General features: G+C 71.5%; 17 protein-coding genes, 3 tRNA genes and 1 pseudogene. 10 read left to right on the forward strand and 11 right to left on the reverse strand.

Features of this window, described 5'->3' with window-relative positions; genetic code table 11:
* The first annotated feature begins 1 nt into the window (after window position 1).
* The 5 genes and pseudogenes from ACWCPI_RS27740 to ACWCPI_RS27760 all read left to right on the forward strand — a co-directional run.
* On the forward strand, window positions 2-1,504 hold the full coding sequence (locus ACWCPI_RS27740) for a tripartite tricarboxylate transporter permease (protein ID WP_451040697.1): 1,503 nt from the start codon (window positions 2-4) through the stop codon (window positions 1,502-1,504).
* A gap of 27 nt (window positions 1,505-1,531) precedes the next feature.
* The gene (locus ACWCPI_RS27745) at window positions 1,532-1,927 is read left to right on the forward strand and encodes a universal stress protein (RefSeq protein WP_388800550.1); all 396 of its coding nucleotides are present in this window, start codon (window positions 1,532-1,534) and stop codon (window positions 1,925-1,927) included.
* 2 nt (window positions 1,928-1,929) lie between these two features.
* Window positions 1,930-3,075, forward strand: a complete 1,146-nt coding sequence (locus tag ACWCPI_RS27750; protein ID WP_451040698.1) for a DUF475 domain-containing protein — start codon at window positions 1,930-1,932, stop codon at window positions 3,073-3,075.
* A 234-nt stretch (window positions 3,076-3,309) separates the two neighbouring features.
* Window positions 3,310-5,049 (forward strand): VanW family protein, encoded by a 1,740-nt coding sequence (locus ACWCPI_RS27755; RefSeq protein WP_451040699.1) that lies wholly within the window; start codon window positions 3,310-3,312, stop codon window positions 5,047-5,049.
* Window positions 5,050-5,098: 49 nt separating this feature from the next.
* Window positions 5,099-5,734: pseudogene (locus ACWCPI_RS27760) on the forward strand (substrate-binding domain-containing protein); the annotation flags it as partial.
* Window positions 5,735-5,914: 180 nt separating this feature from the next.
* On the opposite strand, the gene ACWCPI_RS27765 reads toward ACWCPI_RS27760, so the two are convergent.
* The 3 genes from ACWCPI_RS27765 to ACWCPI_RS27775 all read right to left on the reverse strand — a co-directional run bounded on the left by ACWCPI_RS27765 (window position 5,915) and on the right by ACWCPI_RS27775 (window position 6,320).
* A tRNA-Ile gene (locus ACWCPI_RS27765) sits at window positions 5,915-5,991 on the reverse strand.
* Window positions 5,992-6,169: 178 nt separating this feature from the next.
* A tRNA-Asn gene (locus ACWCPI_RS27770) sits at window positions 6,170-6,242 on the reverse strand.
* Window positions 6,243-6,247: 5 nt separating this feature from the next.
* Window positions 6,248-6,320 (reverse strand) — tRNA-Asn (locus tag ACWCPI_RS27775).
* A 159-nt stretch (window positions 6,321-6,479) separates the two neighbouring features.
* Here ACWCPI_RS27775 and ACWCPI_RS27780 point away from each other — a divergent pair.
* The 4 genes from ACWCPI_RS27780 to ACWCPI_RS27795 all read left to right on the forward strand — a co-directional run bounded on the left by ACWCPI_RS27780 (window position 6,480) and on the right by ACWCPI_RS27795 (window position 12,231).
* On the forward strand, window positions 6,480-6,788 hold the full coding sequence (locus tag ACWCPI_RS27780; protein WP_388798806.1) for a YtxH domain-containing protein: 309 nt from the start codon (window positions 6,480-6,482) through the stop codon (window positions 6,786-6,788).
* A 161-nt stretch (window positions 6,789-6,949) separates the two neighbouring features.
* On the forward strand, window positions 6,950-8,407 hold the full coding sequence (locus tag ACWCPI_RS27785; RefSeq protein ID WP_451040700.1) for an FGGY family carbohydrate kinase: 1,458 nt from the start codon (window positions 6,950-6,952) through the stop codon (window positions 8,405-8,407).
* Window positions 8,408-8,569: 162 nt separating this feature from the next.
* Complete coding sequence (locus ACWCPI_RS27790) at window positions 8,570-10,303, forward strand: ABC transporter ATP-binding protein (protein ID WP_451040701.1); 1,734 nt, start codon at window positions 8,570-8,572, stop codon at window positions 10,301-10,303.
* Complete coding sequence (locus ACWCPI_RS27795) at window positions 10,303-12,231, forward strand: ABC transporter ATP-binding protein (RefSeq protein ID WP_451040702.1); 1,929 nt, start codon at window positions 10,303-10,305, stop codon at window positions 12,229-12,231. Before ACWCPI_RS27790 ends, ACWCPI_RS27795 begins: the two co-directional genes overlap by 1 nt.
* A 50-nt stretch (window positions 12,232-12,281) precedes the next feature.
* On the opposite strand, the gene ACWCPI_RS27800 is transcribed toward ACWCPI_RS27795, so the two are convergent.
* The 5 genes from ACWCPI_RS27800 to ACWCPI_RS27820 all read right to left on the reverse strand — a co-directional run bounded on the left by ACWCPI_RS27800 (window position 12,282) and on the right by ACWCPI_RS27820 (window position 19,469).
* Window positions 12,282-13,589, reverse strand: coding sequence for an RNA polymerase sigma factor (locus ACWCPI_RS27800; protein WP_451040703.1), 1,308 nt, complete (start codon window positions 13,587-13,589; stop codon window positions 12,282-12,284).
* Window positions 13,590-13,812: 223 nt separating this feature from the next.
* Window positions 13,813-15,717: a DNA primase gene (dnaG, locus tag ACWCPI_RS27805; RefSeq protein WP_451040704.1), complete on the reverse strand. Its 1,905-nt coding sequence runs from the start codon at window positions 15,715-15,717 to the stop codon at window positions 13,813-13,815.
* 29 nt (window positions 15,718-15,746) lie between these two features.
* On the reverse strand, window positions 15,747-17,012 hold the full coding sequence (locus tag ACWCPI_RS27810) for an NAD(P)/FAD-dependent oxidoreductase (RefSeq protein ID WP_451040705.1): 1,266 nt from the start codon (window positions 17,010-17,012) through the stop codon (window positions 15,747-15,749).
* Between the two features lie 192 nt (window positions 17,013-17,204).
* Window positions 17,205-18,458: a deoxyguanosinetriphosphate triphosphohydrolase gene (locus ACWCPI_RS27815; RefSeq protein ID WP_451040706.1), complete on the reverse strand. Its 1,254-nt coding sequence runs from the start codon at window positions 18,456-18,458 to the stop codon at window positions 17,205-17,207.
* A 105-nt stretch (window positions 18,459-18,563) separates the two neighbouring features.
* Complete coding sequence (locus ACWCPI_RS27820) at window positions 18,564-19,469, reverse strand: sirohydrochlorin chelatase (protein ID WP_451040707.1); 906 nt, start codon at window positions 19,467-19,469, stop codon at window positions 18,564-18,566.
* A 224-nt stretch (window positions 19,470-19,693) separates the two neighbouring features.
* Between ACWCPI_RS27820 and ACWCPI_RS27825 the strand changes: the two genes are divergently transcribed.
* Window positions 19,694-20,380: a SanA/YdcF family protein gene (locus ACWCPI_RS27825; RefSeq protein ID WP_451040708.1), complete on the forward strand. Its 687-nt coding sequence runs from the start codon at window positions 19,694-19,696 to the stop codon at window positions 20,378-20,380.
* Window positions 20,381-21,247: 867 nt separating this feature from the next.
* On the opposite strand, the gene ACWCPI_RS27830 is transcribed toward ACWCPI_RS27825, so the two are convergent.
* From ACWCPI_RS27830 to ACWCPI_RS27840, 3 genes are read right to left on the reverse strand one after another with little or no spacing between them, the layout of a single operon-like run.
* Window positions 21,248-22,015, reverse strand: coding sequence for an enoyl-CoA hydratase-related protein (locus ACWCPI_RS27830; RefSeq protein WP_451040709.1), 768 nt, complete (start codon window positions 22,013-22,015; stop codon window positions 21,248-21,250).
* Window positions 22,016-22,027: 12 nt separating this feature from the next.
* Window positions 22,028-23,275, reverse strand: coding sequence for a hypothetical protein (locus tag ACWCPI_RS27835; protein WP_451040710.1), 1,248 nt, complete (start codon window positions 23,273-23,275; stop codon window positions 22,028-22,030).
* The gene (locus ACWCPI_RS27840; RefSeq protein WP_451040711.1) at window positions 23,272-24,807 is read right to left on the reverse strand and encodes an amino acid adenylation domain-containing protein; all 1,536 of its coding nucleotides are present in this window, start codon (window positions 24,805-24,807) and stop codon (window positions 23,272-23,274) included. Before ACWCPI_RS27840 ends, ACWCPI_RS27835 begins: the two co-directional genes overlap by 4 nt.
* Window positions 24,808-24,991 lie beyond the last annotated feature (184 nt).

Raw genomic sequence — 24,991 nt, forward strand, 5'->3', positions numbered from 1 at the left:
GATGGACAACCTGAACAACCTCATGCAGGGCTTCGCGGACGTCATGGACCCGATGAACCTGCTGCTCGCCCTGGTCGGCGTGGTCATCGGCACCGCGGTGGGCGTCCTGCCGGGCATCGGCCCGGCGATGACGGTGGCGCTGCTGCTGCCCGTCACCTACGGCATGGAGCCGGTGCAGGCGTTCATCATGTTCGCCGGCATCTTCTACGGCGGCATGTACGGCGGCTCGACGACGTCGATCCTGCTGAACACCCCCGGCGAGTCCTCGTCCGTGGTCACCGCCATCGAGGGCAACAAGATGGCGAAGGCGGGCCGCGCCGCCCAGGCCCTGGCCACGGCGGCGATCGGCTCCTTCGTGGCGGGCACCATCGGCACCCTCCTGCTGGTCCTGGTCACCCCGTTCGTGGTGGACTTCGCGGTCAGCCTGGGCGCCCCCGACTACTTCGCGCTGATGCTGCTGGCGTTCATAGCCGTGACGTCGGTGCTGGGCTCCTCGCGCATCCGGGGTTTCGTCTCGCTGCTCCTGGGCCTGACGATCGGGCTGGTCGGCATCGACTCGGTGTCGGGTCAGCAGCGGCTCACGCTGGGCGTTCCGCAGCTGGCCGACGGCATCGACGTCGTCGTGGTCGCCGTCGGCATCTTCGCGGTCGGCGAGGCGCTGTGGGTGGCCGCGCACCTGCGCCGCAAGCCGGCCGAGGTGATCCCGGTGGGACGGCCCTGGATGGGCGGGCAGGACTGGAAGCGGTCCTGGAAGCCCTGGCTGCGCGGCACGGCGTTCGGCTTCCCGTTCGGCGCGCTGCCGGCCGGCGGAGCGGAGATCCCGACCTTCCTGTCCTACGCCACCGAGAAGCGGCTGACCAAGCACCCCGAGGAGTTCGGCAAGGGCGCCATCGAGGGTGTGGCGGGCCCGGAGGCCGCGAACAACGCGTCCGCCGCGGGCACCCTCGTCCCGATGCTGGCGATCGGCCTGCCGACCAACGCCACGGCGGCCGTGATGCTGGCGGCCTTCCAGTCGTACGGCATCCAGCCCGGACCCCTGCTGTTCGAACGCGAGGCGAGCCTGGTCTGGGTCCTGATCGCCAGCCTCTTCATCGGCAACCTGCTGCTGTTGCTGCTGAACCTGCCGCTGGCCCCGGCGTGGGCGAAGCTGCTGCAGATCCCGCGCCCCTACCTGTACGCGGGCATCCTGTTCTTCGCGTCGATGGGCGCCTACGCCGTCAACGCCCAGCCCCTGGACCTGTTCATCCTGCTCACCCTGGGCCTCCTCGGCTTCGCCATGCGCCGCTTCGGACTGCCGGTCCTGCCGCTGATCGTCGGCGTGATCCTCGGCCCGCGCGCGGAGCTGCAGGGCCGGCGCTCCCTGCAGCTGTCCGGCGGCGAGCTGTCGGGCCTGCTGGGCGGCCCGGTGTCGTACACGGTCTACGCGGTGGTCGCGCTGGTCCTGGTGTGGCCGCTGATCGGCCGGTTCGTCGTAACTCCCCTGCGCGCGCGAAGCGCCGCCTGAGACACCCGAGACATCTGGAGACACGAGATGACCATCCTGGTCGGCTACGTCCCTTCGCCCGAGGGGGAGGCGGCGCTGCGCGCGGCGATCGACGAGGCGGGGCGGCGCCGCGAGAAACTCCTGGTGGTGAACACCAGCCGGGGCGACGCCCTGGTGGACCCCCGCTTCGCCCAGGAACCCGACCTGACCCATGTGCGCGAGGACCTCGCGGCCCTCGGCGTCGACTTCGACGTCCGCCAGGTCCTGGGCGCCCGGGACGCCGCCGACGAGATCATCGACCTCGCGGAGCGGACGGAGGCGTCCCTGGTGGTGATCGGGCTGCGGCGGCGCAGCGCGGTCGGCAAGCTGATCATGGGCTCGGCGGCCCAGCAGATCCTGCTGGGCGTGGGCTGCCCGGTCCTCGCCGTGAAGGCGGAGGGCTGACGGTGGTGCTGAGGACCTTCGGCTGGTCGTTCGCCGTCACGGCGCTCGGCCTCGCCTTCGCCGCCTGGCAGTGGGGGTGGGAGGCCTTCGGGCTCGTGTTGATCCTGTCCGTCCTGGAGATCTCGCTGTCCTTCGACAACGCGGTGGTCAACGCCGGGATCCTGAAGAAGATGAACGCCTTCTGGCAGAAGATCTTCCTCACCGTCGGCATCCTGGTCGCCGTGTTCGCCATGCGGCTGCTGTTCCCCGTGGTGATCGTCGCGATCAGCGCCAAGGTGGGCCCCGTGGAGGCGGTCCAGCTGGCCCTCGACCAGCCCGGCCGCTACGAGGACCTGGTCACCGACGCCCACCCGGCGATCGCTGCCTTCGGCGGCATGTTCCTGCTGATGATCTTCCTGGACTTCATCCTGGAGGACCGGGACGTCCAGTGGCTCGGCCGGCTGGAGCGCCCGCTGGCCAGGCTCGGCAGGATCGACATGCTGTCGGTGTGCGTCGCGCTGCTCGTCCTGCTGGCGACCGCGACGACCTTCGCCGGTCACGCCCACGTCAGCACCGGTCACGCGGACAAGACCGCCACCGTGCTGCTCTCCGGCGTCGCCGGCCTGATCACCTATCTCGTGGTCGGCGGCCTCTCCGGCTACTTCGAGGACAAGCTCGAAGAAGAGGAAAAACACGAGCACGAGGAGGCGGACAAGGCCAGGGCGGAAGGCAGGCCCGTCCCGGTGGTCGCCCTCGCCGGCAAGGCGGCGTTCTTCCTCTTCCTGTACCTGGAGGTCCTGGACGCGTCCTTCTCGTTCGACGGCGTGATCGGTGCCTTCGCCCTCACCAACCACATCTTCTGGATGGCGCTCGGCCTGGGCATCGGCGCCATGTACGTCCGGTCCCTGACGGTGTACCTGGTGCGCCAGGGCACCCTCGACGACTACGTCTATCTGGAGCACGGCGCCCACTACGCGATCGGCGCGCTCGCCGCGATCCTGCTGATCACCATCCAGTACCGGATCAGCGAGATCGTCACAGGTCTGATCGGTGTCGTCCTGATCGCGGCGTCCTTCATCGCCTCCGTCCGCCGCAACCGGGCCCTGGCGGCGTCCGGGGAACGGCCGGCGGCGCCGGACGAGACGGCCGAGGTGCCCTCCCGGGCCTGACCGGTACGCCCCTCGGCGTGGGAACGCGCCCGCAGGACCGTGCGGGCGCGTTCCCACGCGTCGTCGACCGGGGCACCGCCCGGAGCGGTGACTGCGGCACCTGCGTGATCTGGGACAAACGTGTCCCACGACATAGGCGATTTCGCCCGTATATGGCTAGCTGGATGTGTTTGCCTCACGCACAGCGCCGTGCCGTCGAAGACCGCACCACCCTGTCGATCCGCCGGGAGACCCATGCGCCTGCGCATCCCCTCCGTCCCGCGAGGAGCCTCCGCTCCCCGCATAGCTTCCCTGCCGCCCCTCGCTCTGGCCGGCGGCGCGCTGACCCTGGGCGTCGGCGGCCTGTACCTCGCCGGGCTGCTGGTCGCGGGCGGCGACATAGAGGCGGGGACGACCGTGCGCGGGGTGGACATCGGCGGCCTGAGCCGCGCGGAGGCCGTCCGGAAACTGCAGGACCGGCTGGGGCCGGCCGCGTCCCGGGAGCTGACCGTGACGGTCGGCGACCGCAGGGGCACGGTCGAACCACGGCAGGTCGGCATCACCTTCGACCACGAGAAGACGGTGGACCGCGCCGGGCGCACCGACGACGCCGATCCGTTCGCCGTGATCGGCGGGCTGTTCCACTCGGGCGGTGCCGTCGAGCCGGTCGTGCGCGTCGACGAGGGCAAGGCCCGCTCCGGTCTGGTCCGGCTGGCGAAGTCGCTCGACCAGAAGGTCCGCGACGGCGCCGTCACCTTCGACGACGGCCGGGTCCGCGAGGTCGCCCCGCGCGACGGCCACGCCCTGGACACGAAGGCCGCCGTCGAGCCGCTGCGCGCCGCCTTCCTGCGCGCCGAGACCGGCTCCGTCACGGCCCTGCCCGCCCGCGTGACCACACCGAAGGTCACGGAGCGGGAGGTACGGCGGGCGGTCCGCGAGTTCGCCCGGCCTGCCATGTCGTGGCCCATCAGGCTGACCGTGGCCGACCGGCGGTTCACCGTCGACCCGGACGTCCTGGGCGAACACCTGACGATGCCACCGGACGGCGACGGCAGGCTGACCCCGCGGCTGGACGCCAAGGGCCTGCGTGCCGCCCCCGCGGTCGCCCGCCCCCTGTCCGGCCTGCCGACCGAGCCCCGGAACGCCACGCTGCGCCTCGACGGCGACGAGGTGGTGGCCGACGACGACGCCAGGGCCGCCGTCCAGGTCACCGACGAGGCGCTGGGCAAGGCCGTGATGCCGCTGCTGACCAGGTCGGGCACCGACCGCAGCGGGGCGATCGCCACCCGGGTGACCCAGCCTCAGGTGACCGCCGAGAACGCCGAGCGCCTGGGCCTGACGGAGAAGATGTCCTCGTTCACGGTGAACTTCGAACCGGCGCCGTACCGCACGAAGAACATCGGCCGGGCGGCGGAACTGATCAACGGCTCCGTCGTGATGCCGGACAAGACCTGGAGCTTCAACCGCACCGTCGGTGAGCGCACGGAGGAGAACGGCTTCGTCGAGGGCATCATGATCCTCGACGACCAGTACAAGAAGGCGCCCGGCGGCGGTGTCTCCTCGGTGGCCACGACCATGTTCAACGCCATGTTCTTCGCCGGCCTCAAGCCCGTCGAGTACGGCGCCCACTCCTTCTACATCGAGCGCTATCCCGAGGGCCGCGAGGCGACGGTCGCCTGGGGCAGCCTGGACCTGCGCTTTCGCAACGACTCCGGCAACGCCCTGTACATCCAGGCCGAGTCCACCGACACCTCGGTGACCATCACGATCCTCGGCACCCGGAAGTACGACGAGATCGAGTCGGTGACCGGGCCGCGCAGGAACGTCAAGGAGCCGCGCAAGAGGGTGAGCACCGACGAGAAGTGCGTGCCGCAGACTCCGCTGGAGGGATTCGACGTCACCGTGGAGCGGGTCTTCCTGCGCGACGGCGAAGAGGTGAAGCGGGAGCCGTTCCGCACGCATTACTCCCCTCGTGACGAGATCGTCTGCGAGTGACCTCAGGCGGGCGGCCGGTACCCCCGGCCGCCCGGCAGATGACCGTTCCGTCTCCAACCGGCTCGGTCTGGAGGACGGCAAGGGCCCGTTCAACATCGAGCTGTTCGCGGGCTCTCCCGACGACAACAACACCAAGTACTTCTACGAGGGCGCGATGGCGCTGCTGCAACCGTACCTGGACGGCAAGCAGTTGCTCGTCCCGTCCGGTCAGACGAAGCTCGACCGGATCACCACCCTGCGCTGGGACGGGCCCACCGCGCACAAGCGCATGAACGGCCTCCTCGCCCAGTGGTACGGCAGCAAGAAGGTCGACGCGGTCCTGTCGCCGTACGACGGCATCTCCAGGGGCGTCCTGGCCGCCCTGAAGTCGGACGGCTACGGCTCCGGCAGCAAGTCGTACCCGGTCATCACCGGCCAGGACGCCGAACTTCCGTCGGTGAGGTCGATCATCGCGGGCGAGCAGTCGCAGACCGTCTTCAAGGACGTCCGCAAGCTCGCCGAGGCCGCCGCGGAGATGGTCGACGACATCATCGTCGGCAGGACGCCGTGGGTGAACAACAGGACGGACTACAACAACGGCGCCAAGCCCGTGCCCGCCAACCTGCTGCAGCCCACGCCCGTCGACAAGAGCAACTACGACGTCCTGGTCGTGGACGACTACTTCACCGCCGACCAGCTCAAGTAGCGGCCCGGCCGCCTCGGCGGACCGTCCTCCCCGCCCCGCCGGACCGCCGCTCGGCGGGGCGACCGGCACCGAGACCCGCGGCAGGGCCCCGGCCGATGCTTCCGGGTGGACGATCAGGTCGGCAACGGCAGCCGCCGCAGTCACGTTTCAGCAGGCCAGAACGTTTCTCTGACCTTTCCTTGGTGGGGCGGGTGGGACTCGAACCCACGGCCGACGGATTATGAGTCCGCTGCTCTAACCGGCTGAGCTACCGCCCCATAGCGGCGTGTCGCGTACAAGTGTGCGCGCCGTCTGCCGCAGCATAGCCGCTCATACGATCTCCTGCTTCGTATGGTCGACTTCGCATGCCCTGAAGGACTCCGCTCCGACCTGCACGGTTCCCGGGCACGAGGCCGAACATGAAAAAGGACCCCTGAGGGGTCCTCGTTCAGCATGCTCCCCCGACTGGACTCGAACCAGTAACCTGCCGGTTAACAGCCGGCTGCTCTGCCAATTGAGCTACGGAGGACCGAGCTCCCCCGACTGGACTCGAACCAGTAACCTGCCGGTTAACAGCCGGCTGCTCTGCCAATTGAGCTACGGAGGAATGCCTCGTTGCATCGAACGTACCTACCTGGGTATTCGCCAGGGGGCGTGCGCTCGCTGCGACACATACATTAGCGCAAGCAGGGGGGTGCTCCGCCAATCGGTTCTCCCCCGGCGCCGACGCCGCACCAGGGACCTACACGAGGGAAGGGTGGCCGCCATGCGCTACCGGCTCACGTTCATCGTCGGACTCGCCGTCGGGTACGTGCTCGGCACACGGGCCGGACGCGAGCGCTACGAACAGCTGAAGAAGTCCGCGCGCCAGGTCGCGCAGAACCCCGCCGTCCGCAACACCGCGGAGACGGCCGCACAGCAGAGCCGCGTCTTCGCGGGCAAGGCCTACCACGCGGTCAGCGACAAGGTGGGCGACCGGGTGCCGGAATCGGTCGCCGACCGGGTCCGCAACCTGCGCGAACGCAGCGCCCACAACGGCGGTGCGGAGGACGACTGGGGCACGAGCAACACATGACCGTGGCGACCGCGGTGCTCTGAGGGGCGCGGGGCCGTGCCGACAGGCGAGCGGGTCGCGTGGGCGCGACCGGCCGCGACACGCCCGCGCCCGCAAACTCACACGTGTCCGCGCGGCGCCCATGGCCCGAGCAAGCGCAGCGCTACGGCACAATTTGGGCCATGGGGATAGTCGCCGGGTTGGACAGTTCGCCCGATTTCACGCGCATCGTCGTATGCGACACGGACACAGGGGCCGTGCTGAGGCAGGGGTACGCCCCGCACCCGGTGGAGTCGCCGGACGGCAGCGGCACCCGTCCCTCCGACGTCGACCCGCAGGCCTGGCTGCTGTCCCTCGGTGAGGCCGCCGGCGGCGGGCTGCTCGAAGGCGTGCAGGCCATCGGCGTGTCGGCGCAGCAGAACGCCGTGGTCCCGCTGGACGCCCAGGGCAACACCGTGCGCCCGGCGATGGTCGGCGGGGACAAGCGGGCGCAGGTCGCGGCGGCCGACCTGATCGACGCGATGGGCGGTCGTGAGGCGTGGGCGCAGGCCGTGGGCTGTGTGCCGCAGGCCGCGCAGCCGGTGACCAAGCTGCGCTGGCTCGCCAAGACCGAGCCGGAGCACGCGGCGCGCGCCGCCGTCCTGATGCAGGCGCACGACTGGCTGGTGTGGCAGCTCCTCGGCCGGCCCGTGAGAAGGACCACAGATCGCGGCGGTGCCTCGGGGACGGGGTACTGGTCCGCGGCCACCGGCTCCTACCGTTTCGACCTCGTCGAGCTGGCGCTCGGACACCAGGCCATGCTGCCCGAGGTGATCGGGCCGGCGGAGGCGGCCGGTACGACCCCGGAAGGGCTGCTGATCTCCGCGGGCACCGGCGAGACCATGGCCGCGGCCTTCGGGCTCGGCATCGGGCTGGGCGACGCCGTCGTGTCGCTCGGCGCCTCCGGGTCCGTGATGGCCGTCCACCCCGAGGCCCTCGTCGACAGCAGCGGGATGATCACTTCGCTGGCCGACGCGACGGGCATGCACCTGCCGGTCGTCACCACCCTCAACGCCGTCCGCACCCTGCGCGGCACCGCCGAACTCCTCGGCGCGGCCGATCTGCAGAGCCTGTCCGACCTGGCGATGAAGTCGACGCCGGGAGCCCACGGCCTCGTCCTGCTGCCGTATCTGGAGGGCGAGCGGACGCCGAACCTGCCGCACACCGCCGGAACGCTGGCGGGGCTCAGGCGGGAGTCGATGAAGCCGGAACATCTGGCGCGGGCGGCGTTCGAGGGCATGCTGTGCGGGCTCGCGGACGCGCTGGACGTGCTGCGCGGCCGGGGCGTCGAGGTGCGGCGGATCTTCCTGCTCGGGGCGGCCGCCGAGCTGCCCGCGGTGCAGGCGGCGGCGCCCATGCTGTTCGGGGCGCAGGTCGTCGTACCGCAGCCCGCGGACTACGCGGCGATCGGTGCCGCCCGGCAGGCGGCGTGGGCGCTCGGCGTGTCGCAGGGCTCTCTCGACCCGCGCACCCCGCCCGTCTGGCAGGGCGCGGCCGCGCAGGTCCTGGAGCCGGGTGAGGAGCTGGCGGTGGGTCAGGCGGTGCGCCAGCAGTTCGTGTCGGTGCGGGAGCAGACGCATCCCGGGGCGTTCCGGCCGTAGCGGAAGGTGAGAGACCGGTGGGAACCGCACCCGGAAGGCCGTACGAAGCACCGCTCATGGGTTAATCGGTTGAGGTAACACGGGTGGAGTGTCCGACGATAGGGGCCAAGGGCAACCAATGGCCCCTCTCCTCGCCGACTCGCCCACTCCGAGAGAAGCAGCGTGCTCATACGACTTCTGCGGACCTACCTCAGGCCCTACCGAAAACCCATCGCCTGGCTGGTGCTGCTGCAGTTCCTGCAGACCTGCGCCACCCTCTACCTGCCCACGCTGAACGCGGACATCATCGACAAGGGCGTCGTCAACGGCGACACCGGCTACATCCTGTCCCACGGTGCCCTGATGATCGGCATCTCGCTGGCTCAGGTCGTGTGCAACATCGGTGCCGTCCACTACGGCGCCCGGACCGCCGCCGCGCTCGGCCGGGACGTACGGGCGGCCGTCTTCGACCGGGTGCAGTCCTTCTCGGCGCGTGAGGTCGGGCAGTTCGGCGCGCCCTCGCTGATCACCCGTACGACCAATGACGTCCAGCAGATCCAGATGCTGGCCCTGATGACGTTCACCCTGATGGTGTCGGCGCCGATCATGTGCGTGGGCGGCATCGTGCTGGCGCTGGGCCTCGACGTGCCGCTGTCGGCGGTGCTGGTCGCGGTGGTACCCGTGCTGGGCATCAGCGTGACCTTGATCGTACGACGGCTGCGGCCGCTGTTCCGGACCATGCAGGAGCGCCTCGACACGGTGAACCGGGTGCTGCGCGAGCAGATCACCGGCAACCGGGTGATCCGCGCCTTCGTGCGCGACGAGTACGAGCAGCAGCGGTTCCGGAAGGCCAACGTCGAGCTCACCGACATGGCGATGGGCACGGGAAATCTGCTCGCGCTGATGTTCCCGATCGTGATGACGGTGGTGAACCTGTCGTCGATCGCGGTGGTGTGGTTCGGGGCGCACCGCATCGACAGCGGCGGGATGCAGATCGGTGACCTGACGGCGTTCCTCGCCTATCTGATGCAGATCGTGATGTCCGTGATGATGGCCACCTTCATGTTCATGATGGTGCCGCGTGCGGAGGTGTGCGCCGAGCGCGTCCAGGAGGTGCTGGACACGTCGTCGAGCGTGGTTCCGCCGGCCGCGCCGGTGCGGGAGCTGCGCCGGCACGGTCATCTGGAGATCCGGGGCGCGGGCTTTTGCTACCCGGGTGCCGAGGAGCCGGTGCTGAAGGGGATCGACCTGGTCGCGCTGCCGGGCGAGACGACGGCCGTGATCGGTTCGACGGGCAGCGGGAAGTCGACCCTGCTGGGGCTGGTCCCCCGGCTGTTCGACGCTACGGACGGGCAGGTGCTGGTGGACGGCGAGGACGTGGCGTCCATCGATCCCGGGCTGCTGGCGCGGACCGTCGGGCTGGTGCCGCAGAAGCCGTATCTGTTCGCGGGGACGGTGGCCACCAACCTGCGCCACGGCGATCCCGACGCCACGGACGAGGAGCTGTGGCACGCACTGGAGGTGGCGCAGGCCAAGGAGTTCGTGGAGCGGCTGGAGGGCGGGCTGGACGCGCCCGTCGCGCAGGGCGGCACGAACGTCTCCGGTGGCCAGCGGCAGCGGCTGGCGATCGCGCGGACCCTCGTGCAACGTCCGGAGATCTACCTGTTCGACGACTCCTTCTCGGCCCTCGACTACGCCACGGACGCGGCGCTGCGTGCGGCGCTCGCCCGGGAGACCGCCGAGGCGACCGTCGTCATCGTCGCCCAGCGCGTGGCGACCATCCGGGACGCGGACCGGATCGTCGTGCTCGACGAGGGGCGGGTGGTCGGCACGGGCCGCCACCACGAGCTGATGGCGGACAACGAGACGTACCGGGAGATCGTGCTCTCCCAGCTGACGGAAGCGGAGGCTGCCTGATGGCCGGGCCGATGGGGCGGATGATGGCCGGCACCGGACCGGACCACCGCTCGCTGGACTTCAAGGTGTCGAGCCGACGGCTCGTCGCCCGGTTCAAGCCCGAACGGCTCACCCTCTACGGGCTGCTGTTCTGCGTGGTCGTGAGCGTGGGCCTCTCGGTCGCCGGGCCGAAGATCCTCGGTGAGGCCACCGACCTGGTGTTCGCCGGCATCGTCGGGCGGGAGTTCGAGCCGGGGGCGACCAAGGACCAGGTTCTCGCGGCCATGCGGGAGCGCGGTGACGGCGAGATCGCCGACATGTTGCGCAGCACCGACTTCACACCGGGCCAGGGCATCGACTTCACCGCCGTCGGGCACGTGCTGCTGTTCGCGCTCGCCGTGTTCGTCGTGGCCGGTCTGCTGATGGCGGTGGCGACACGGCTGGTGAACCGGGCCGTGAACCGCACGATGTACCGGATGCGCGAGGACGTCCAGGCGAAGCTGTCGCGGCTGCCGCTGTCGTACTTCGACAAGAGCCGGCGCGGCGAGGTGCTGTCCCGGGCGACCAACGACATCGACAACATCGGGCAGACGCTCCAGCAGTCGATGGGCCAGCTGATCAACTCGGTTCTCACCATCATCGGCGTGCTGGTGATGATGTTCTGGGTGTCGTGGCTGCTGGCGCTGGTGGCGCTGGTGACCGTGCCGCTGTCGTTCGTGGTGGCCACCCGGGTCGGGAAGCGGTCGCAGCCGCACTTCGTGCAGCAGTGGCGCTCCACCGGCAAGCTCAACGCGCATGTGGAGGAGATGTACACCGGGCACACGCTGGTGAAGGTGTTCGGGCGGCAGGAGGAGTCGGCGCAGCAGTTCGCCGAGCAGAACGAGGCGCTGTACGAGGCCGGGTTCAAAGCTCAGTTCCACAGCGGGATCATGCAGCCGCTGATGCTGTTCGTGTCCAACATCAACTACGTGCTGGTCGCGGTGGTCGGCGGCCTGCGGGTCGCGTCGGGTTCGCTGTCCATCGGTGACGTGCAGGCCTTCATCCAGTACTCGCGGCAGTTCTCCATGCCGCTGACGCAGGTCGCGTCGATGGCGAACCTGGTCCAGTCGGGTGTGGCGTCGGCCGAGCGGATCTTCGAGTTGCTGGACGCGGCGGAGCAGGAGGCCGATCCGGTGCCCGGGGCGCGGCCCGAGCAGCTGCGGGGCCGGGTGGCGCTGGAGGCGGTGTCCTTCCGGTACGACCCGGACCAGCCGCTGATCGAGGACCTGTCGCTGACGGTGGAGCCCGGGCACACGGTCGCCATCGTCGGGCCGACCGGCGCGGGCAAGACGACGCTGGTGAACCTGCTGATGCGGTTCTACGACGTCTCGTCCGGGCGGATCACCCTGGACGGCGTGGACATCGCCCGCATGTCGCGGGACGAACTGCGGGCCGGGATCGGGATGGTGCTGCAGGACACGTGGCTGTTCGGCGGCACCATCGCGGAGAACATCGCGTACGGCGCCGCCCGGGAGGTGACCCGGGGCGAGATCGAGGAGGCCGCGCGGGCCGCCCACGCGGACCGGTTCATCCGTACGCTGCCCGACGGGTACGACACGGTGATCGACGACGAGGGGTCGGGGGTCAGCGCGGGTGAGAAGCAGCTGATCACCATCGCGCGGGCGTTCCTGTCCGATCCGGTGATCCTGGTGCTGGACGAGGCGACCTCGTCGGTCGACACCCGTACCGAGGTGCTCATCCAGAAGGCCATGGCGAAGCTGGCGCACGGGCGCACCTCGTTCGTCATCGCGCACCGGCTGTCGACGATCCGGGACGCGGACACGATCCTCGTCATGGAGAACGGGGCGATCGTGGAACAGGGCGCGCACGCCGAGCTGTTGGCGGCGGACGGGGCGTACGCGCGACTGTACCGGGCGCAGTTCGCGCAGGCGGTGGCCGAGGTGGACTGAGGCGCCGTCGGAGGTGCCGTGTGGTGTCGTGGGCCGGCCCGCACACGGCGTCAGTCCAGATACCCCCTCAGCTGATCCGCGAAAGCATGGTCCCGCAGCTTGTTGAGGGTCTTGGACTCGATCTGACGGATGCGTTCCCTCGTCACGCCGAAGATGCGGCCTATCTCCTCCAGCGTGCGGGGGCGGCCGTCCGCGAGGCCGTACCTCAGCTGTACGACCTTCCGTTCCCGCTCACCCAGGGTCGAGAGGACCGCGTCCAGGTGTTCCCGCAGCAGCAGGAACGCCGCCGACTCGACCGGCGAGGCGGCGTCGCCGTCCTCGATGAGGTCGCCGAGGGCGACGTCGTCCTCCTCGCCCACCGGGGCGTGCAGCGAGACCGGTTCCTGGGCCAGCCGCAGGACCTCGCTGACCCGCTCGGGCGGCAGGTCGAGGTGGGCGGCCACCTCCTCCGGCGTCGGCTCGTAGCCGCGTTCCTGCAGCATGCGGCGCTGTACGCGGACGACCCGGTTGATCAGCTCCACGACGTGGACCGGAACCCGGATGGTGCGGGCCTGGTCGGCGAGGGCGCGGGACATGGCCTGGCGGATCCACCAGGTGGCGTAGGTCGAGAACTTGTAGCCGCGGGCGTAGTCGAACTTCTCGACGGCGCGGATCAGGCCGAGGTTCCCCTCCTGCACGAGGTCGAGCATGGTCAGGCCGCGGCCCACGTACCGCTTGGCGACGGACACCACGAGCCGCAGGTTCGCCTCGATGAGGCGGCGCTTGGCCATCCGGCCCATGACGACGAGGCGGTCCAGGTCGAGGGCGAGCCGGCTCTCCAGGTCGGGGGTGCTGGTCAGCTTCTCCTCGGCGAACAGGCCGGCCTCGACGCGGCGGGCGAGTTCGACCTCCTCGGCGGCCGTGAGCAGGGGGATGCGGCCGATCTCCCGCAGGTACTGGCGGAACAGGTCGGAGGAGGGTCCGCTGGTGTCGGCGGTGCGGGCGCGGGGCGGCAGCGGTGCTTCGACGGGCTCGGCGGCCTCGGGACCGTCCAAGGCGTCGGCGGGCGGCTCGGCCGCCTCGGACGGGGCCTCCGGCTCCGTCTCCGGGTGGTGCGCGACACGGCTCTGCGGCGGTACCGCGACGAGAACGCCGGTCTCCGCTTCCCGATCCGTGCCGTCCGTACTGTCGGTCTGGATGAGGGTCTGGGTCTGCACGGGGGCGACCTCCAGGATGATCGCTGCCGAGGCGTACGGCAGCGCTGCTTCGAGGGCGGAGTCGGCGGCCTCGCCGCTGTCCGTCCCGTACGCGATGAGCGGAACCGCGGGGGTGTGGGACCCGTGAGGAACGGATCGGCCGCGCTCCGAGGACTCAGGCACCGGAACCCAGTGTGGAGTACGACACATCGCCGCCACGAGGGGCGTGCGGTGACTTTTTGAGTCCGGTCCGTGACCGGGCGGTTACTCGGACCGTTCGGCCGCAGGACGGCGGCGTCTTGAGGCGCTGGGGGGCCGGGTGGACGAGGTCGCGGCGCGGCGGGTCGCGGCGCGGGGCCTCCGGCTCGACATCATCCCGCCCGAGCAGCCCCCGCGGCGGCAGCGCTCAGAGCGCCGCCGCCCCGCGCTCGCGCAACGCCTGGTCGTACTGCTGCAACACCCACAACTCGTTCTGCACGGCGGCCAGTTGGGCGGGGTCGCCGCCCGCGCCGAGGCGGGTCAGCTGGCTCTGGATGTCGCGGATGCGGCGCTCGACGGCGCGGCGGCGGACGGTGACGAGCTGTTCGCCGGCGTAGTTCTCGTCGACGGTCCTGCGCATGATCGCCTCGACCGCCAGCTCCGTCACCATCGCGCGGACCTGGTCGTCGGGCGCCGCCTCGCGGACGCGGACCAGGTACTCCTGGGCGTCCTGGATGCCGTACTCCGCGCCGCCCGCTTCGATGATGGCCTGGCGTACGGCGGCGTAGGGGGCGGCGGTGAACTCGTCGACGCCGTACGCGTCGAAGGCCGGGGACACCAACTCGGGCCGCTGGAGAGCGAGTTTGAGCAGTTCGCGCTCGGTCGCGTAGACCGGGTTGCGCAGGGTCAGGGCCGGGCCCGAGGCGCGGGGGGCGGGGGCGGCGTCGTACGGCTGCTGCGGGCCGCGGGGCGTCGGCGCCGGTCCCCTGCCGCCGCGGTCCCGTGCCCAGCGCGCCAGTTGGGCGACCCGCTTGACGACGAACTGGGTGTCGAGGATGCCGAGCATGCCCGCGAGTTCGACGGCCACCTCGTGCTGGGCGCCGCTGTTCTTGATGCGGGCGACGACGGGCGCCGCCTCGTCCAGCGCGGCCGCGCGGCCCGCCGGGGTGTCGAGGTCGTAGCGGCGCACGATCTGGCGCAGCGCGAACTCGAACAGCGGGGTGCGCGGCTCGACCAGGTCGGCGACCGCCTCGTCGCCCTTGGCGAGGCGCAGATCGCAGGGGTCCATGCCGTCGGGCGCGATCGCGATGTACGTCTCCGCCGCGAACTTCTGGTCGTCCTCGAAGGCGCGCAGGGCCGCCTTCTGGCCCGCCGCGTCACCGTCGAAGGTGAAGATCACGCGGGCTGAGCCGTTGTCCATCAGCAGCCGGCGCAGGATCTTGATGTGATCGCCGCCGAAGGCTGTGCCGCAGGTGGCGATGGCCGTGGTGACCCCGGCGAGGTGGCAGGCCATGACGTCGGTGTACCCCTCGACCACGACGGCGCGGCTGGACTTCGCGATCTCCTTCTTGGCGAGGTCGATGCCGTACAGGACGTGGGACTTCTTGTAGATCGCCGTCTCGGGGGTGTTGAGGTACTTGGGCCCGTTGTCCGCCTCGTAGAGCTTGCGTGCGCCGAAGCCGACGACGTCGCCGCCGATGTCGCGGATCGGCCACATCAGACGGCCCCGGAAACGGTCGATGGGGCCGCGGCGGCCCTCCTGGGAGAGTCCGGAGAGGATCAGTTCCTTGTCGGTGAAGCCCTTGCCGCGCAGATGGCGGGTGAGGTGGTCCCAGCCCTGAGGGCTGTAGCCGACGCAGAAGTGCTGGGCCGCGGACTGGTCGAAGCCGCGCTCGGCGAGGAACTGGCGGCCGGTGTCGGCTTCGGGGCTGGTGGCCAGCTGTTCGGCGTACCAGTCGGCGGCGATCTTGTGGGCCTCGACCAGGCGGATGCGCTCGCCGCGCTGGTGGGAGGGGTTGTAGCCGCCCTCCTCGTAGCGCAGGGTGATGCCGGCCTGGGCGGCGAGGCGCTCGACCGCCTCGGAGAAGGAGAGGTGGTCGACCTTCATCACGAACGTGATGGTGTCGCCGCCCTCCTGGCAGCCGAAGCAGTGGAAGAGCCCCTTGCTCGGGCTGACCTGGAAGGACGGCGACTTCTCGTCGTGGAAGGGGCACAGGCCCTTGAGGTTGCCGCCGCCCGCGTTCCGCAGCTGGAGGTACTCGGACACCACGGCGTCGATCGGGACCGCGTCCCGTACCGCCTTCACGTCCTCGTCGTTGATCCGTCCTGCCACGCGTGAATTCTACGGGGGTGCACTGACACCTATGGGACGAGGTTTTCGAGCGGAATGTGCGGGTCCGCGAGGGTCTCGGTGTTCACCCGGGCCTTCGAGCGGATCAGCCGCTGGATCGGCTCTGTGACGTCCCACACATTCACGTTCATCCCGGCCAGCACCCGGCCGTCCTTCACCCAGAACGCGATGAACTCCCGCTTGCCCGCGTCGCCGCGGATCACCACCTCGTCGTACGACCCCGGCGGGGCCCACCCGCTGTACTCCATCCCCAGGTCGTACTGGTCGGAGAAGAAGTAGGGCACCCGGTCGTAGGTGACGTCCTGCCCCAGCATCGCCCGTGCCGCCGCCGGTCCGCCGTTGAGCGCGTTGGCCCAGTGCTCGACGCGTACCCGGGTGTCGAAGAGGGCGTGCGGGAAGGAGGCCACGTCGCCGGCCGCGTAGATGTCGGGGTCGGAGGTGCGCAGCTGTGCGTCGACCAGGACGCCGCGGCCGTGGGCGCGGTCGGCGATCTCCAGCCCGGCCGCTTCCGCCAGCGCCGTCCGGGGTGCGGCGCCGATCGCCGCGAGGACGTCGTGGGCCGGGTGTTCCTCGCCGTCGTCGGTGCGGGCGGCGAGCACCATGCCGTCCTGGCCGACGATCCGCGTCAGCCGCCGGCCGAAGTGGAAGCGCACCCCGTGCTCGCGGTGCAGTTCGGCGAAGAGCGCGCCGAGCTCCGGGCCGAGCACGCCGTGCAGCGGGGTCGGCTCCGGCTCGACGACGGTGACCTCCGCGCCGTACTCGCGGGCCGCCGCCGCGACCTCCAGGCCGATCCAGCCGGCGCCGGCGATCACGATGTGCCCGTTGTCACGGCCGAGCGAGGCCAGAACGCCCTTGAGACGCTCGGCGTGCGCGAGGCGGCGCAGATGGTGGACGCCGGCCAGGTCGGTGCCCGGGATGTCCAGGCGGCGCGGCTCGGCGCCGGTGGCCAGCAGGAGCTTGTCGTAGTGGACGACCGTGCCGTCCTCGCCGAAGCGGACCGTCTTCGCCGTACGGTCGATCGCGTCGACGGTCTGGCCGAGGTGCAGCTCGATGTCGTTGCGCGCGTACCAGGCGGGTTCGTGCACGAAGACGCTGTCGCGCTCCTCCTTGCCGAGGAGGTAGCCCTTGGACAGCGGCGGCCGCTCGTAGGGGTGGTCGCGCTCGTCGCAGATCAGTATCACCCGCCCGGTGAAGCCCTCCGCGCGGAGCGTCTCGGCCGCCTTGGCGCCGGCGAGTCCTCCTCCGACGATGACGAATGTCTGATCCGCGTCGACCACTTGATGCCTCCTCGTAAGGGTGCCGCCACATGCGAGCGTCCCGCACGCAGCGTGATGCGGGAAGAGGGGGTGACCCGATCAGGCCACGCAGGGTCACTTTCGAGTGCCCGTTCGCCTCAGGTGCCACACCGGTCACGGGCCGGTGAAGGGTCGTCCGGCGGGCGCGAGTTGCCCTCCCCCCGCTCCTCGCCCTTACGCCCTCTGTGTGAACCGCGCGTGCAGCGAGCGGGCCGAGGCATCCGTCAGGGAGGCGATCTGATCGACGATCACCCGTTTGCGGGCGCGGTCGTCCCCCGCCTGGTCGAACAGGGTCCGGAACTGCGGGTCCAGCCCGTCGGGGGCGCGGGCGGTGAGCGCCTCGGCGAGTTCGGCGACGACGATCCGCTGGTCGGCGCGCAGCCGCTCCTGCTCGGCGCGCTGCATGACGTACCGGTCGGCGACGGCCTTGAGGACCGCGCACTCCAGCCGGGTCTCGCGCGGTACGACCAGTTCGGCGCCGTAGCGGGTGAGCCGCCCGGAGCCGTACGCGGCACGCGTGGCGCTCTCCGCGGCCAGGCAGAAACGGCCGATGAGCTGGCTGGTGGCGTCCTTGAGGCGGGCCTGGGCCACGGCCGAGCCGTCGTAGCCGTGCGGCCACCACTCCTGGTCCTGGAGGCGGTCGAGGGCGGCGGCGAGTTCGGCTGCGTCGGTGTCCTCGGGGACGTACCGTCCGACGGCGACCGCGAAGACCGCCTCGCGTTCGGGCTCGGCGTGCAGGCAGTTGGGGTCGATGTGGCCGGCGTGCAGTCCGTCCTCGACGTCGTGCACCGAGTACGCCACGTCGTCCGACCAGTCCATGACCTGGGCCTCGAAGGTGGTGCGGGCGCCGGGGGCGTCCTTGCGGACCCAGTCGAAGACGGGCCGGTCGTCCTCGTAGACACCGAACTTGGGGGACGCCGGGTCGGTGGGGTGGGCGCCGCGCGGCCAGGGGTACTTGGTGGCGGCGTCGAGGGTGGCCCGGGTGAGATTGAGGCCGACGGACCCCTCCGGGGTGAACCGCTTGGGCTCGATGCGGGTCAGGAGGCGCAGGGACTGGGCGTTGCCCTCGAAGCCGCCGCAGTCCTCGGCGAACTCGTTGAGGGCGACCTCGCCGTTGTGACCGAAGGGCGGGTGGCCGAGGTCGTGGGAGAGGCAGGCTGCCTCCACGAGGTCGGGGTCGCAGCCGAGGGCCGCGCCGAGTTCCCGGCCGACCTGGGCGCACTCCAGGGAGTGGGTGAGGCGGGTGCGGGGGCTGGGGTCCCAGGCGTGGCTGTGCGTTCCGGGTGTCACGACCTGGGTCTTGCCGGCGAGCCGTCTGAGGGCGGCGGAGTGCAGGACGCGGGCGCGGTCGCGTTGGAAGGCGGTGCGGCCCGGGCGTTTGTCGGGTTCGGGGGCCCAGCGTTCGACTGCCGACTCGTCGTAGTACATGCACCGACAGTAAAGGCAGGCAGTGACAAACAGTGGGCTGTGTCTCGCCCACTCGCCCCGGGGAGTCGCCTTCGCCCGCCCCGGTCGGTCGCCTTCCGGGGCGTTCTACGCCGACGCCAGTTCCGGTGCCGCCGTGACCGGCGTCGTCAGCATCTGGTCGTAGCGGTGGAGCAGCAGCCTCGCCATCGCGGTGTGGGTGCCCAGCGGTGCCGAGGCGATCCACGGGGCCGCCTGGGCGCACTCGGTGGCGAAGCGGCCGGGGGCCGTGAAGTACGACGCGACGGCCACCCTCGTGCGGCCGCGGGCGGCCAGGGCGCGGGCGGTGTCCGCGACCGTGGGGGCCGCCGTGGTCGCGTAGGCCGGGACGACCGGGACGCCCAGGCGGTCGGCGAGGAGCTGGGCCGTGCGGGAGGTGTCGACCTTCGACTCGGGGTCGCGGGAGCCCGCCGCGGCGAGGATCACCGCGCTGGCGCGGCGCGTGGCGTCGTCCATGCGGGTGCGCCAGCCCGCCTCGGCCAGGCGGGCGTGGAGAGCCTCCACCAGCAGCGGGTGCGGGCCCAGGGCGGGGGCCACGCGGGCGTGGACGCCGGCCTCGGCGGCCATCTCGGGGATGTCCCGCTTGACGTGGTATCCGCGGCTGAGCAGCAGCGGGACGAGGATCGCTTCGCCGGTGCCGAGCGCGGCGAGGGTGTCGGGGAGCAGCGGCTCGTTCAGCTCGATGTGGCCGAGGTGGACGGGCAGGCCGGGGCGCAGGGCGCGGACCTTGTCGAGGAGCGCGCGGACGGTGCTCAGGGCACGCGGGTCGCGGCTGCCGTGAGCCACGACGACGAGCGCATGGGGGTACCGCCCAGGCCGTTCAGGCACCGCGGGAGGTTCGGGGCGGCGCCGGCCGTCGAGCGAGACGAGGCTGAGCTGGCTGGCGAGCTGGCTGCTGATCCGGTTCATGAGGTGCGCCGTACTGTCGAGGTGGGCCGTCGGGGACTCGTCGCGAGGAGGGGTCGACGCCGTCATGGATCAATGGTGAGGGCGGGACGTTGCCGCCCCGTTTCACAGGGGTGACGGGTTCTTACACCGAATTCACGGTGCGGCCCCTGGGCCCTGTGAGCGGCCGTGACCTGCGGTTTCGTCGTATGAAGTGAACCTGGTCACGTCGCGCGGAGTGAACCGCGGCGGACGACAGGACGTCCCTGACTGTCGAGAGCAGGCGGTGAGCCGACCGGGGGAGGGACCGTCCGATGCGCCGACCGAAGCCGCGCCCGCCGGGGCTGCCGCGCACCCGCGCCGGGCAGCGCCGGCTGGTGCAGGCCGTGATGGCGGGGTGCGTGCTGGCGCTGCTTCCGGCCACCTGGATGCACGTCGTGACCGCGGACCGGCTGCGCACCACGGCCGACGTGCCGCGCACCGACGTCGCCGTGGTCTTCGGCGCCGGGCTGTGGGACGGCGAGCCGTCCCCGTACCTCGCGCACCGGCTCGACGCGGCGGCCGAGCTGTACCGCGAGGGCCGTGTCGAGGTCGTTCTCGTCACCGGGGACAACAGCCGCGAGGACTACGACGAGCCCGACGCCATGCGCGCCTATCTGACCAGGCACGGCGTGCCCGACTCCCGTGTCGTCAGCGACTACGCGGGCTTCGACACCTGGGACTCCTGTGTCCGGGCCAAGAAGATCTTCGGCGTCGACGAGGCGGTGCTGATCAGTCAGGGCTTCCACATCCGGCGGGCGGTCGCGCTGTGCCAGGAGGCGGGGGTGGCGTCGTACGGCGTCGGGGTCGACGCCAAGCACGACGCGACCTGGTACTACGGCGGCACCCGGGAGATCTTCGCGGCCGGCAAGGCGGCCCTGGACGCCCTGTTCGAGCCGGATCCCACTTTCCTCGGGCCGAGGGAGGCGGGGGTGGCGAAAGCGCTGGCGGCCGAAAGGTAGCGGCACCCCGGAGCCGGCCCGCCCCCCCACGCAGGGGCCTCGCCGTGTCCCCGCCGGCCGGAGGCGCAGCTCGGCCGGCGGGGCGAGGGCACGGTGTGGCCCCATCGACGCCGGCCGTCCGTGGGCGGAACCGCGAGCGGCGCCGGGCGGGCGGGACGGCCGGGAGCCGGAGACCGACGGCGTCGGCCCGCCACACACCCGAGACGGCCCGAGCCTCACCCCGCACCGTCGGCCTGAACGACCGAAGCACCGGGCGGACGGCACAGACCGGCACCGGCAGGCGGCGACCTCGACGCGGCATGCACCCGAACCGGCCCCAGCACACCGAGCACCGCCGACCTGAACCGCCGGCGCACCGGGCGAGCGACGCGAACCGGCACCGACAGCGGCAGCAGCAGCACCGGCAGCCGACGACCTCGACGCGGCCTACACCCGAACCGGCCCCAGCACACCGAGCACCGCCGACCTGAACCGCCGGCGCACCGGGCGAGCGACGCGAACCGGCACCGGCACCGGCACGGACACCGGCAGCGGCAGCGGCAGCGGCAGCGGCAGCGGCAGCGGCAGCAGGCGGCCTCGGCCCGCCGACCATAGGCCCGAGCGGGCCGTAGCGCCGGGACCGGTGGCCCTGCCGTCGCCACGCCCGCGGGGTGCAGGCCGACCCGGGTGTTCCGGCCACGAGGGATCCCTGACCCGGGCGGGAGACGGGGCCGCGCCCGCACCGCGCTCCGGGCGGCGGGCCGGGGCGACCGACCCGCCGCCTGCCCCGCCGCTTCGGGAGGGGAGGGAGGCCGGCCCGGTCGGGGGTAGGCCCGGACCGGCCGGTCAGAGGCGCCCGCTCCCGTCCCGGCGTCGCCGACGGGTGCCTCAGCGGCCGGTGAAGCGCGGCCGGCGTTTCTCCAGGAACGCGTTCATGCCCTCCTTCTGGTCGTCCGTCGCGAACAGGGCGTGGAAGACCCGGCGTTCGAAGCGGATGCCGTCCCGCAGGCCGGTTTCGAGCGCCTGGTCGACGCACTCACGGGCCGCCGTGAGTGCCGCCGCGCCGTACGAGGCGATCGTCGCGGCCGCCTCCAGCGCTTCCGGCAGGACCCTCTCGTCCGGGACCACCCGGGAGACGAGGCCGCAGCGTCCGGCCTCCTGGGCGTCCATGGTGCGGCCGGTGAGAATCAGGTCCATCGCCTTCGCCCGGCCGACGAGACGGGTCAGACGCTGGGTGCCGCCGATGCCGGGGATCACGCCCAGCTTGATCTCCGGCTGGCCGAAGACCGCCGACTCGCCCGCGATGACCAGGTCGCACATCATCGCCAGTTCACAACCGCCGCCGAGCGCATGGCCGTTGACGGCGGCGACCTTCGCGGTGCGCAGGGCGGCGAAGTCCTCCCAGGCCGCGAAGTAGTCCGCGGCGGCCATCTCGACGGCGGACCGCCCCGCCATCTCCTTGATGTCGGCGCCCGCCGCGAACACCGTGTCCGAGCCGGTGACGACGAAGCAGCCCACCTCGGGGTCGGTGTCCAGCGGGCGCAGCGCGTCGAGGAGTTCGGTGAGCAGTTCGCCGCTGAGCGCGTTGCGGACGCGGGGGCGGTGCAGTCGGACGGTCACGACACGGCCGTGGCGTTCGAGCTTGATGTGGTTCATCGGTCGTCTCCCTCACGAGTCCCAGATCGCGCCGTACGCCGGGATCCCCCGCCGCTCCAGGCCGTGCACCACCTGCCAGGTCAGCTTCTTGTTGCTGATGCAGATCACGGCCTCGGCCCCGAAGTCCCGGTACGCGGCGTAGGCGAGGCGCACCATGTCCGGCTTGCCGTCGCGGGTGGTGTCCCAGACCACGGCGTCCGGCTGGACGGCGAGGATCTCGTCGACGAGGGCGTCGCCGTAGGTGGCGCGGGGGTCGCGGGTCGCCCAGACCAGGCGGGAGGGGACTTCGGCGGCGAGCAGGTGGGGCAGGCAGGGGCCGATGCCGCTGCCGGTCGCCACGTAGACCACCTTCCGGAAGAGGGTCTCGATGTTGGCGACGCCGGCCGTGGTGATGCCCTTCACCCAGACCTTCGCCGGCATGTCGTCGATGAACGACCCCGTCCAGTCACCGGCCCTGGAGATCGTCAGCCGGAAACCGGACTCACCGGGCGCCGGGACGTTGGCGAAGGAGTGCCACTGCGTGAGCGGGCTGCGGCTGATCGCCGTGGACGAGCCCGCGAAGGGTGTCTCGCCGTGGTCGAAGCGGGCCAGTACGACGTGCGAGGAGGGGCGTTCGAGGCGTACGTCGACCTTGCGCAGCCTCAGCCACGGCAGGACGACGCTGAAGGTGACGACCGACAGGACCGCCACCTCCACCGGGCCGGGGGACGCCAGGAGCGTGTGCGTCCAGAACAGGGCGAGGGCCGTCCAGCCGCCGAAACGGTGGATCTTCTCGAAGTGGTCGTGGTGGCGGGAGCGGAAGGGCGGCAGGGCGGTGGCGACGATCAGCGCCAGGAGGACCGTCAGGGTCCAGCCCACGGCCGTGCGCCGCGGGTCGTCCGCGGTGAGGGTCAGCGCCAGGAACCACGCCGTGCCCGCCAGCGCCCCGCCCATGTGCAGTCCGCCGAAGTGGTACACCTTGCCCAGTGTCCAGCGGACCTTCAGCGGCCAGCTCGTCGGCGGCCATGTGGCCAGCCGGAAGAGGAGGTTGACGACGTACTGCTGCCGGACGAGGACGGCGAGGGCGAGGTTGGCGAGGGCGGCGTGGCCCATGGTCCGCTCGGACGGGACCCCGACGGCCCACAGGAAGGCGAGGTTGGCCGTCAGCACCAGAGCCGCCAGGCGGTTGTGGTGCATCAGGCGCGGATGCTTGAGGAGACGGCGTACACCGGAGGTGAGCGGCGGGAGTTCGTCGGTCCGGCGGTCGAGGGACGTGGTCATCGGGCGGCTCCCGCCATCCTGAGCAGCGCCTGCTTGTCGATCTTCCCGCGGTCGGTCTCCGGCAGAGCTGTCAGGGGCATGACACTCTCGGGCACGCAGTAGTACGGCAGCGCGTCCGCCACCGCGCGCCGGGCCCGGTCGGGGTCCACGTCCGCCGGGCAGACGAAGGAGACCAGGGTGCGCGCGTCCCGTCTGAGGGTGACCGCGCGTACACAGCCCTCGACCGACTCCAGGACCGAGGAGACGGAGTCGAGTTCGACGCGGAAGCCGCGGACCTTGACCTGGTCGTCGGTGCGGCCGAGGTGTTCGAGCTCGCCGTCCGGTGTCCAGCGGCCCAGGTCACGGGTGCGGAACATCAGGTGGTCACCGCCCAGAAAGGGGTCGGGGGCGTAGCGCTCGCCGGTGAGGGCCTCGTTGCCGAGGTAGCCCGCCGAGACGCAGGCGCCCCCCGCCCACATCTCACCGGCCTCGCCGATCGGGAGGGGACGGCGGTCGGCGTCGAGGACGTAGACGGTGTTGTTGGGGGTGGGGCGGCCGATCGTCAGCAGCTGCCGGTCGGGGCCGTGGCGGTTCATCGTGTTGACGATCGTCGTCTCGGTCGGGCCGCAGCAGTTGTAGAAGGCGGCACGGCGGGCCCAGCGGTCGGCGAGGGGACGGGGGCAGGGTTCGCCGGCGACGGCGACCGTGCGCACGTGCGGGCAGGCGGCCGGGTCGATGCCGGACAGGACGGTCGGGGTGGCGATCAGTACGTCCGCCGTACGTGCCGCGGCCGCGATGTCCTTGCCGCGGATGACGAGGGTGCCGCCGTGGGTGAGGCAGCCGAGGATCTCCCAGGCGGCCATGTCGAAGGCGACGTTGAGGAGCTGGGCGACCCGGTCGCCGGGGCGGATGCCGAGGTCGCCGGGGGCGGTGAGGAGGATGTTGGCCAGGTTGCGGTGGGTGACCCGTACGCCGTTGGGGCAGCCGGTGGTGCCGGAGGTGAACAGGACGTAGCAGCCGTCGTCGGGGTGGACCGGACGAACCGGACGGGCGGGCGCCGTCGGGGTGCCGTACGCCGGCGGCTCGTCGAGGGCGATCACGCGCGGACCGCCGGGGACGCGGGGCGCGTACTCCGCCGCGGTGAGGACGACGCGGGTGCGGGCGGTGCGGACGACGTGGGCGAGCTGGGCCGGGGGCGCGAGGCCGATGTCCTGCGGCACGTAGGCGGCGCCCGCCTTCAGGATGCCGAGCAGGCCGACCAGCATCGGGATCGAGCGGCGCACGAAGAGTCCGACGTGGTCACCGGGGCGTACGCCCTCCCGCACCAGGCGGGCGGCGAGGGCGTCGGCGGCGCGGTCGAGTTCGCCGTAGGTGATCCGGTCGCCGAGGTGCTCGGCGGCGAGGGCGTACGGCGCGGCCGCGGCCTGCCGTTCCACGGCGCGGTGGATCAGCGGATCGGGGACGGGGACCGTGGGGCCTCGGCCGTACTGCCAGAAGAGGCGCTGGTCATGAGGGGTCAGGTGACCCAGGGGGCCGGAAGGGCGCTGGGGCATGATCGGGAGACCTCCTGGCGGGCTGTTTCGAATGGCGGATTTGCCGTACGCGGCGGAGCCGCGCGCGGATGCGGCCGGGATGAGCGGCGGGCATGCCCGATATGTCGAATGCCGTGCGGAGATGCGGACGCACTGAGCGGCGCTGAGCGGCCGGGCGGAATCCATGGCAGTCCGGCAGCCGCCC

The organism is Streptomyces sp. NPDC001920, from assembly GCF_053594495.1.

Excerpts from the sequence above, each read along its gene's own strand:
- ACWCPI_RS27825 (WP_451040708.1), top strand. The coding sequence starts at position 19,694 with ATGCGCCGACCGAAGCCGCGCCCGCCGGGGCTGCCGCGCACCCGCGCC.
- ACWCPI_RS27835 (WP_451040710.1), bottom strand. The coding sequence starts at position 23,275 with ATGACCACGTCCCTCGACCGCCGGACCGACGAACTCCCGCCGCTCACC.
- ACWCPI_RS27745 (WP_388800550.1), top strand. The coding sequence starts at position 1,532 with ATGACCATCCTGGTCGGCTACGTCCCTTCGCCCGAGGGGGAGGCGGCG.
- ACWCPI_RS27785 (WP_451040700.1), top strand. The coding sequence starts at position 6,950 with ATGGGGATAGTCGCCGGGTTGGACAGTTCGCCCGATTTCACGCGCATC.
- ACWCPI_RS27815 (WP_451040706.1), bottom strand. The coding sequence starts at position 18,458 with ATGTACTACGACGAGTCGGCAGTCGAACGCTGGGCCCCCGAACCCGAC.
- ACWCPI_RS27820 (WP_451040707.1), bottom strand. The coding sequence starts at position 19,469 with ATGACGGCGTCGACCCCTCCTCGCGACGAGTCCCCGACGGCCCACCTC.
- ACWCPI_RS27780 (WP_388798806.1), top strand. The coding sequence starts at position 6,480 with ATGCGCTACCGGCTCACGTTCATCGTCGGACTCGCCGTCGGGTACGTG.
- ACWCPI_RS27740 (WP_451040697.1), top strand. The coding sequence starts at position 2 with ATGGACAACCTGAACAACCTCATGCAGGGCTTCGCGGACGTCATGGAC.
- ACWCPI_RS27830 (WP_451040709.1), bottom strand. The coding sequence starts at position 22,015 with ATGAACCACATCAAGCTCGAACGCCACGGCCGTGTCGTGACCGTCCGA.
- ACWCPI_RS27795 (WP_451040702.1), top strand. The coding sequence starts at position 10,303 with ATGGCCGGGCCGATGGGGCGGATGATGGCCGGCACCGGACCGGACCAC.
- ACWCPI_RS27840 (WP_451040711.1), bottom strand. The coding sequence starts at position 24,807 with ATGCCCCAGCGCCCTTCCGGCCCCCTGGGTCACCTGACCCCTCATGAC.
- ACWCPI_RS27755 (WP_451040699.1), top strand. The coding sequence starts at position 3,310 with ATGCGCCTGCGCATCCCCTCCGTCCCGCGAGGAGCCTCCGCTCCCCGC.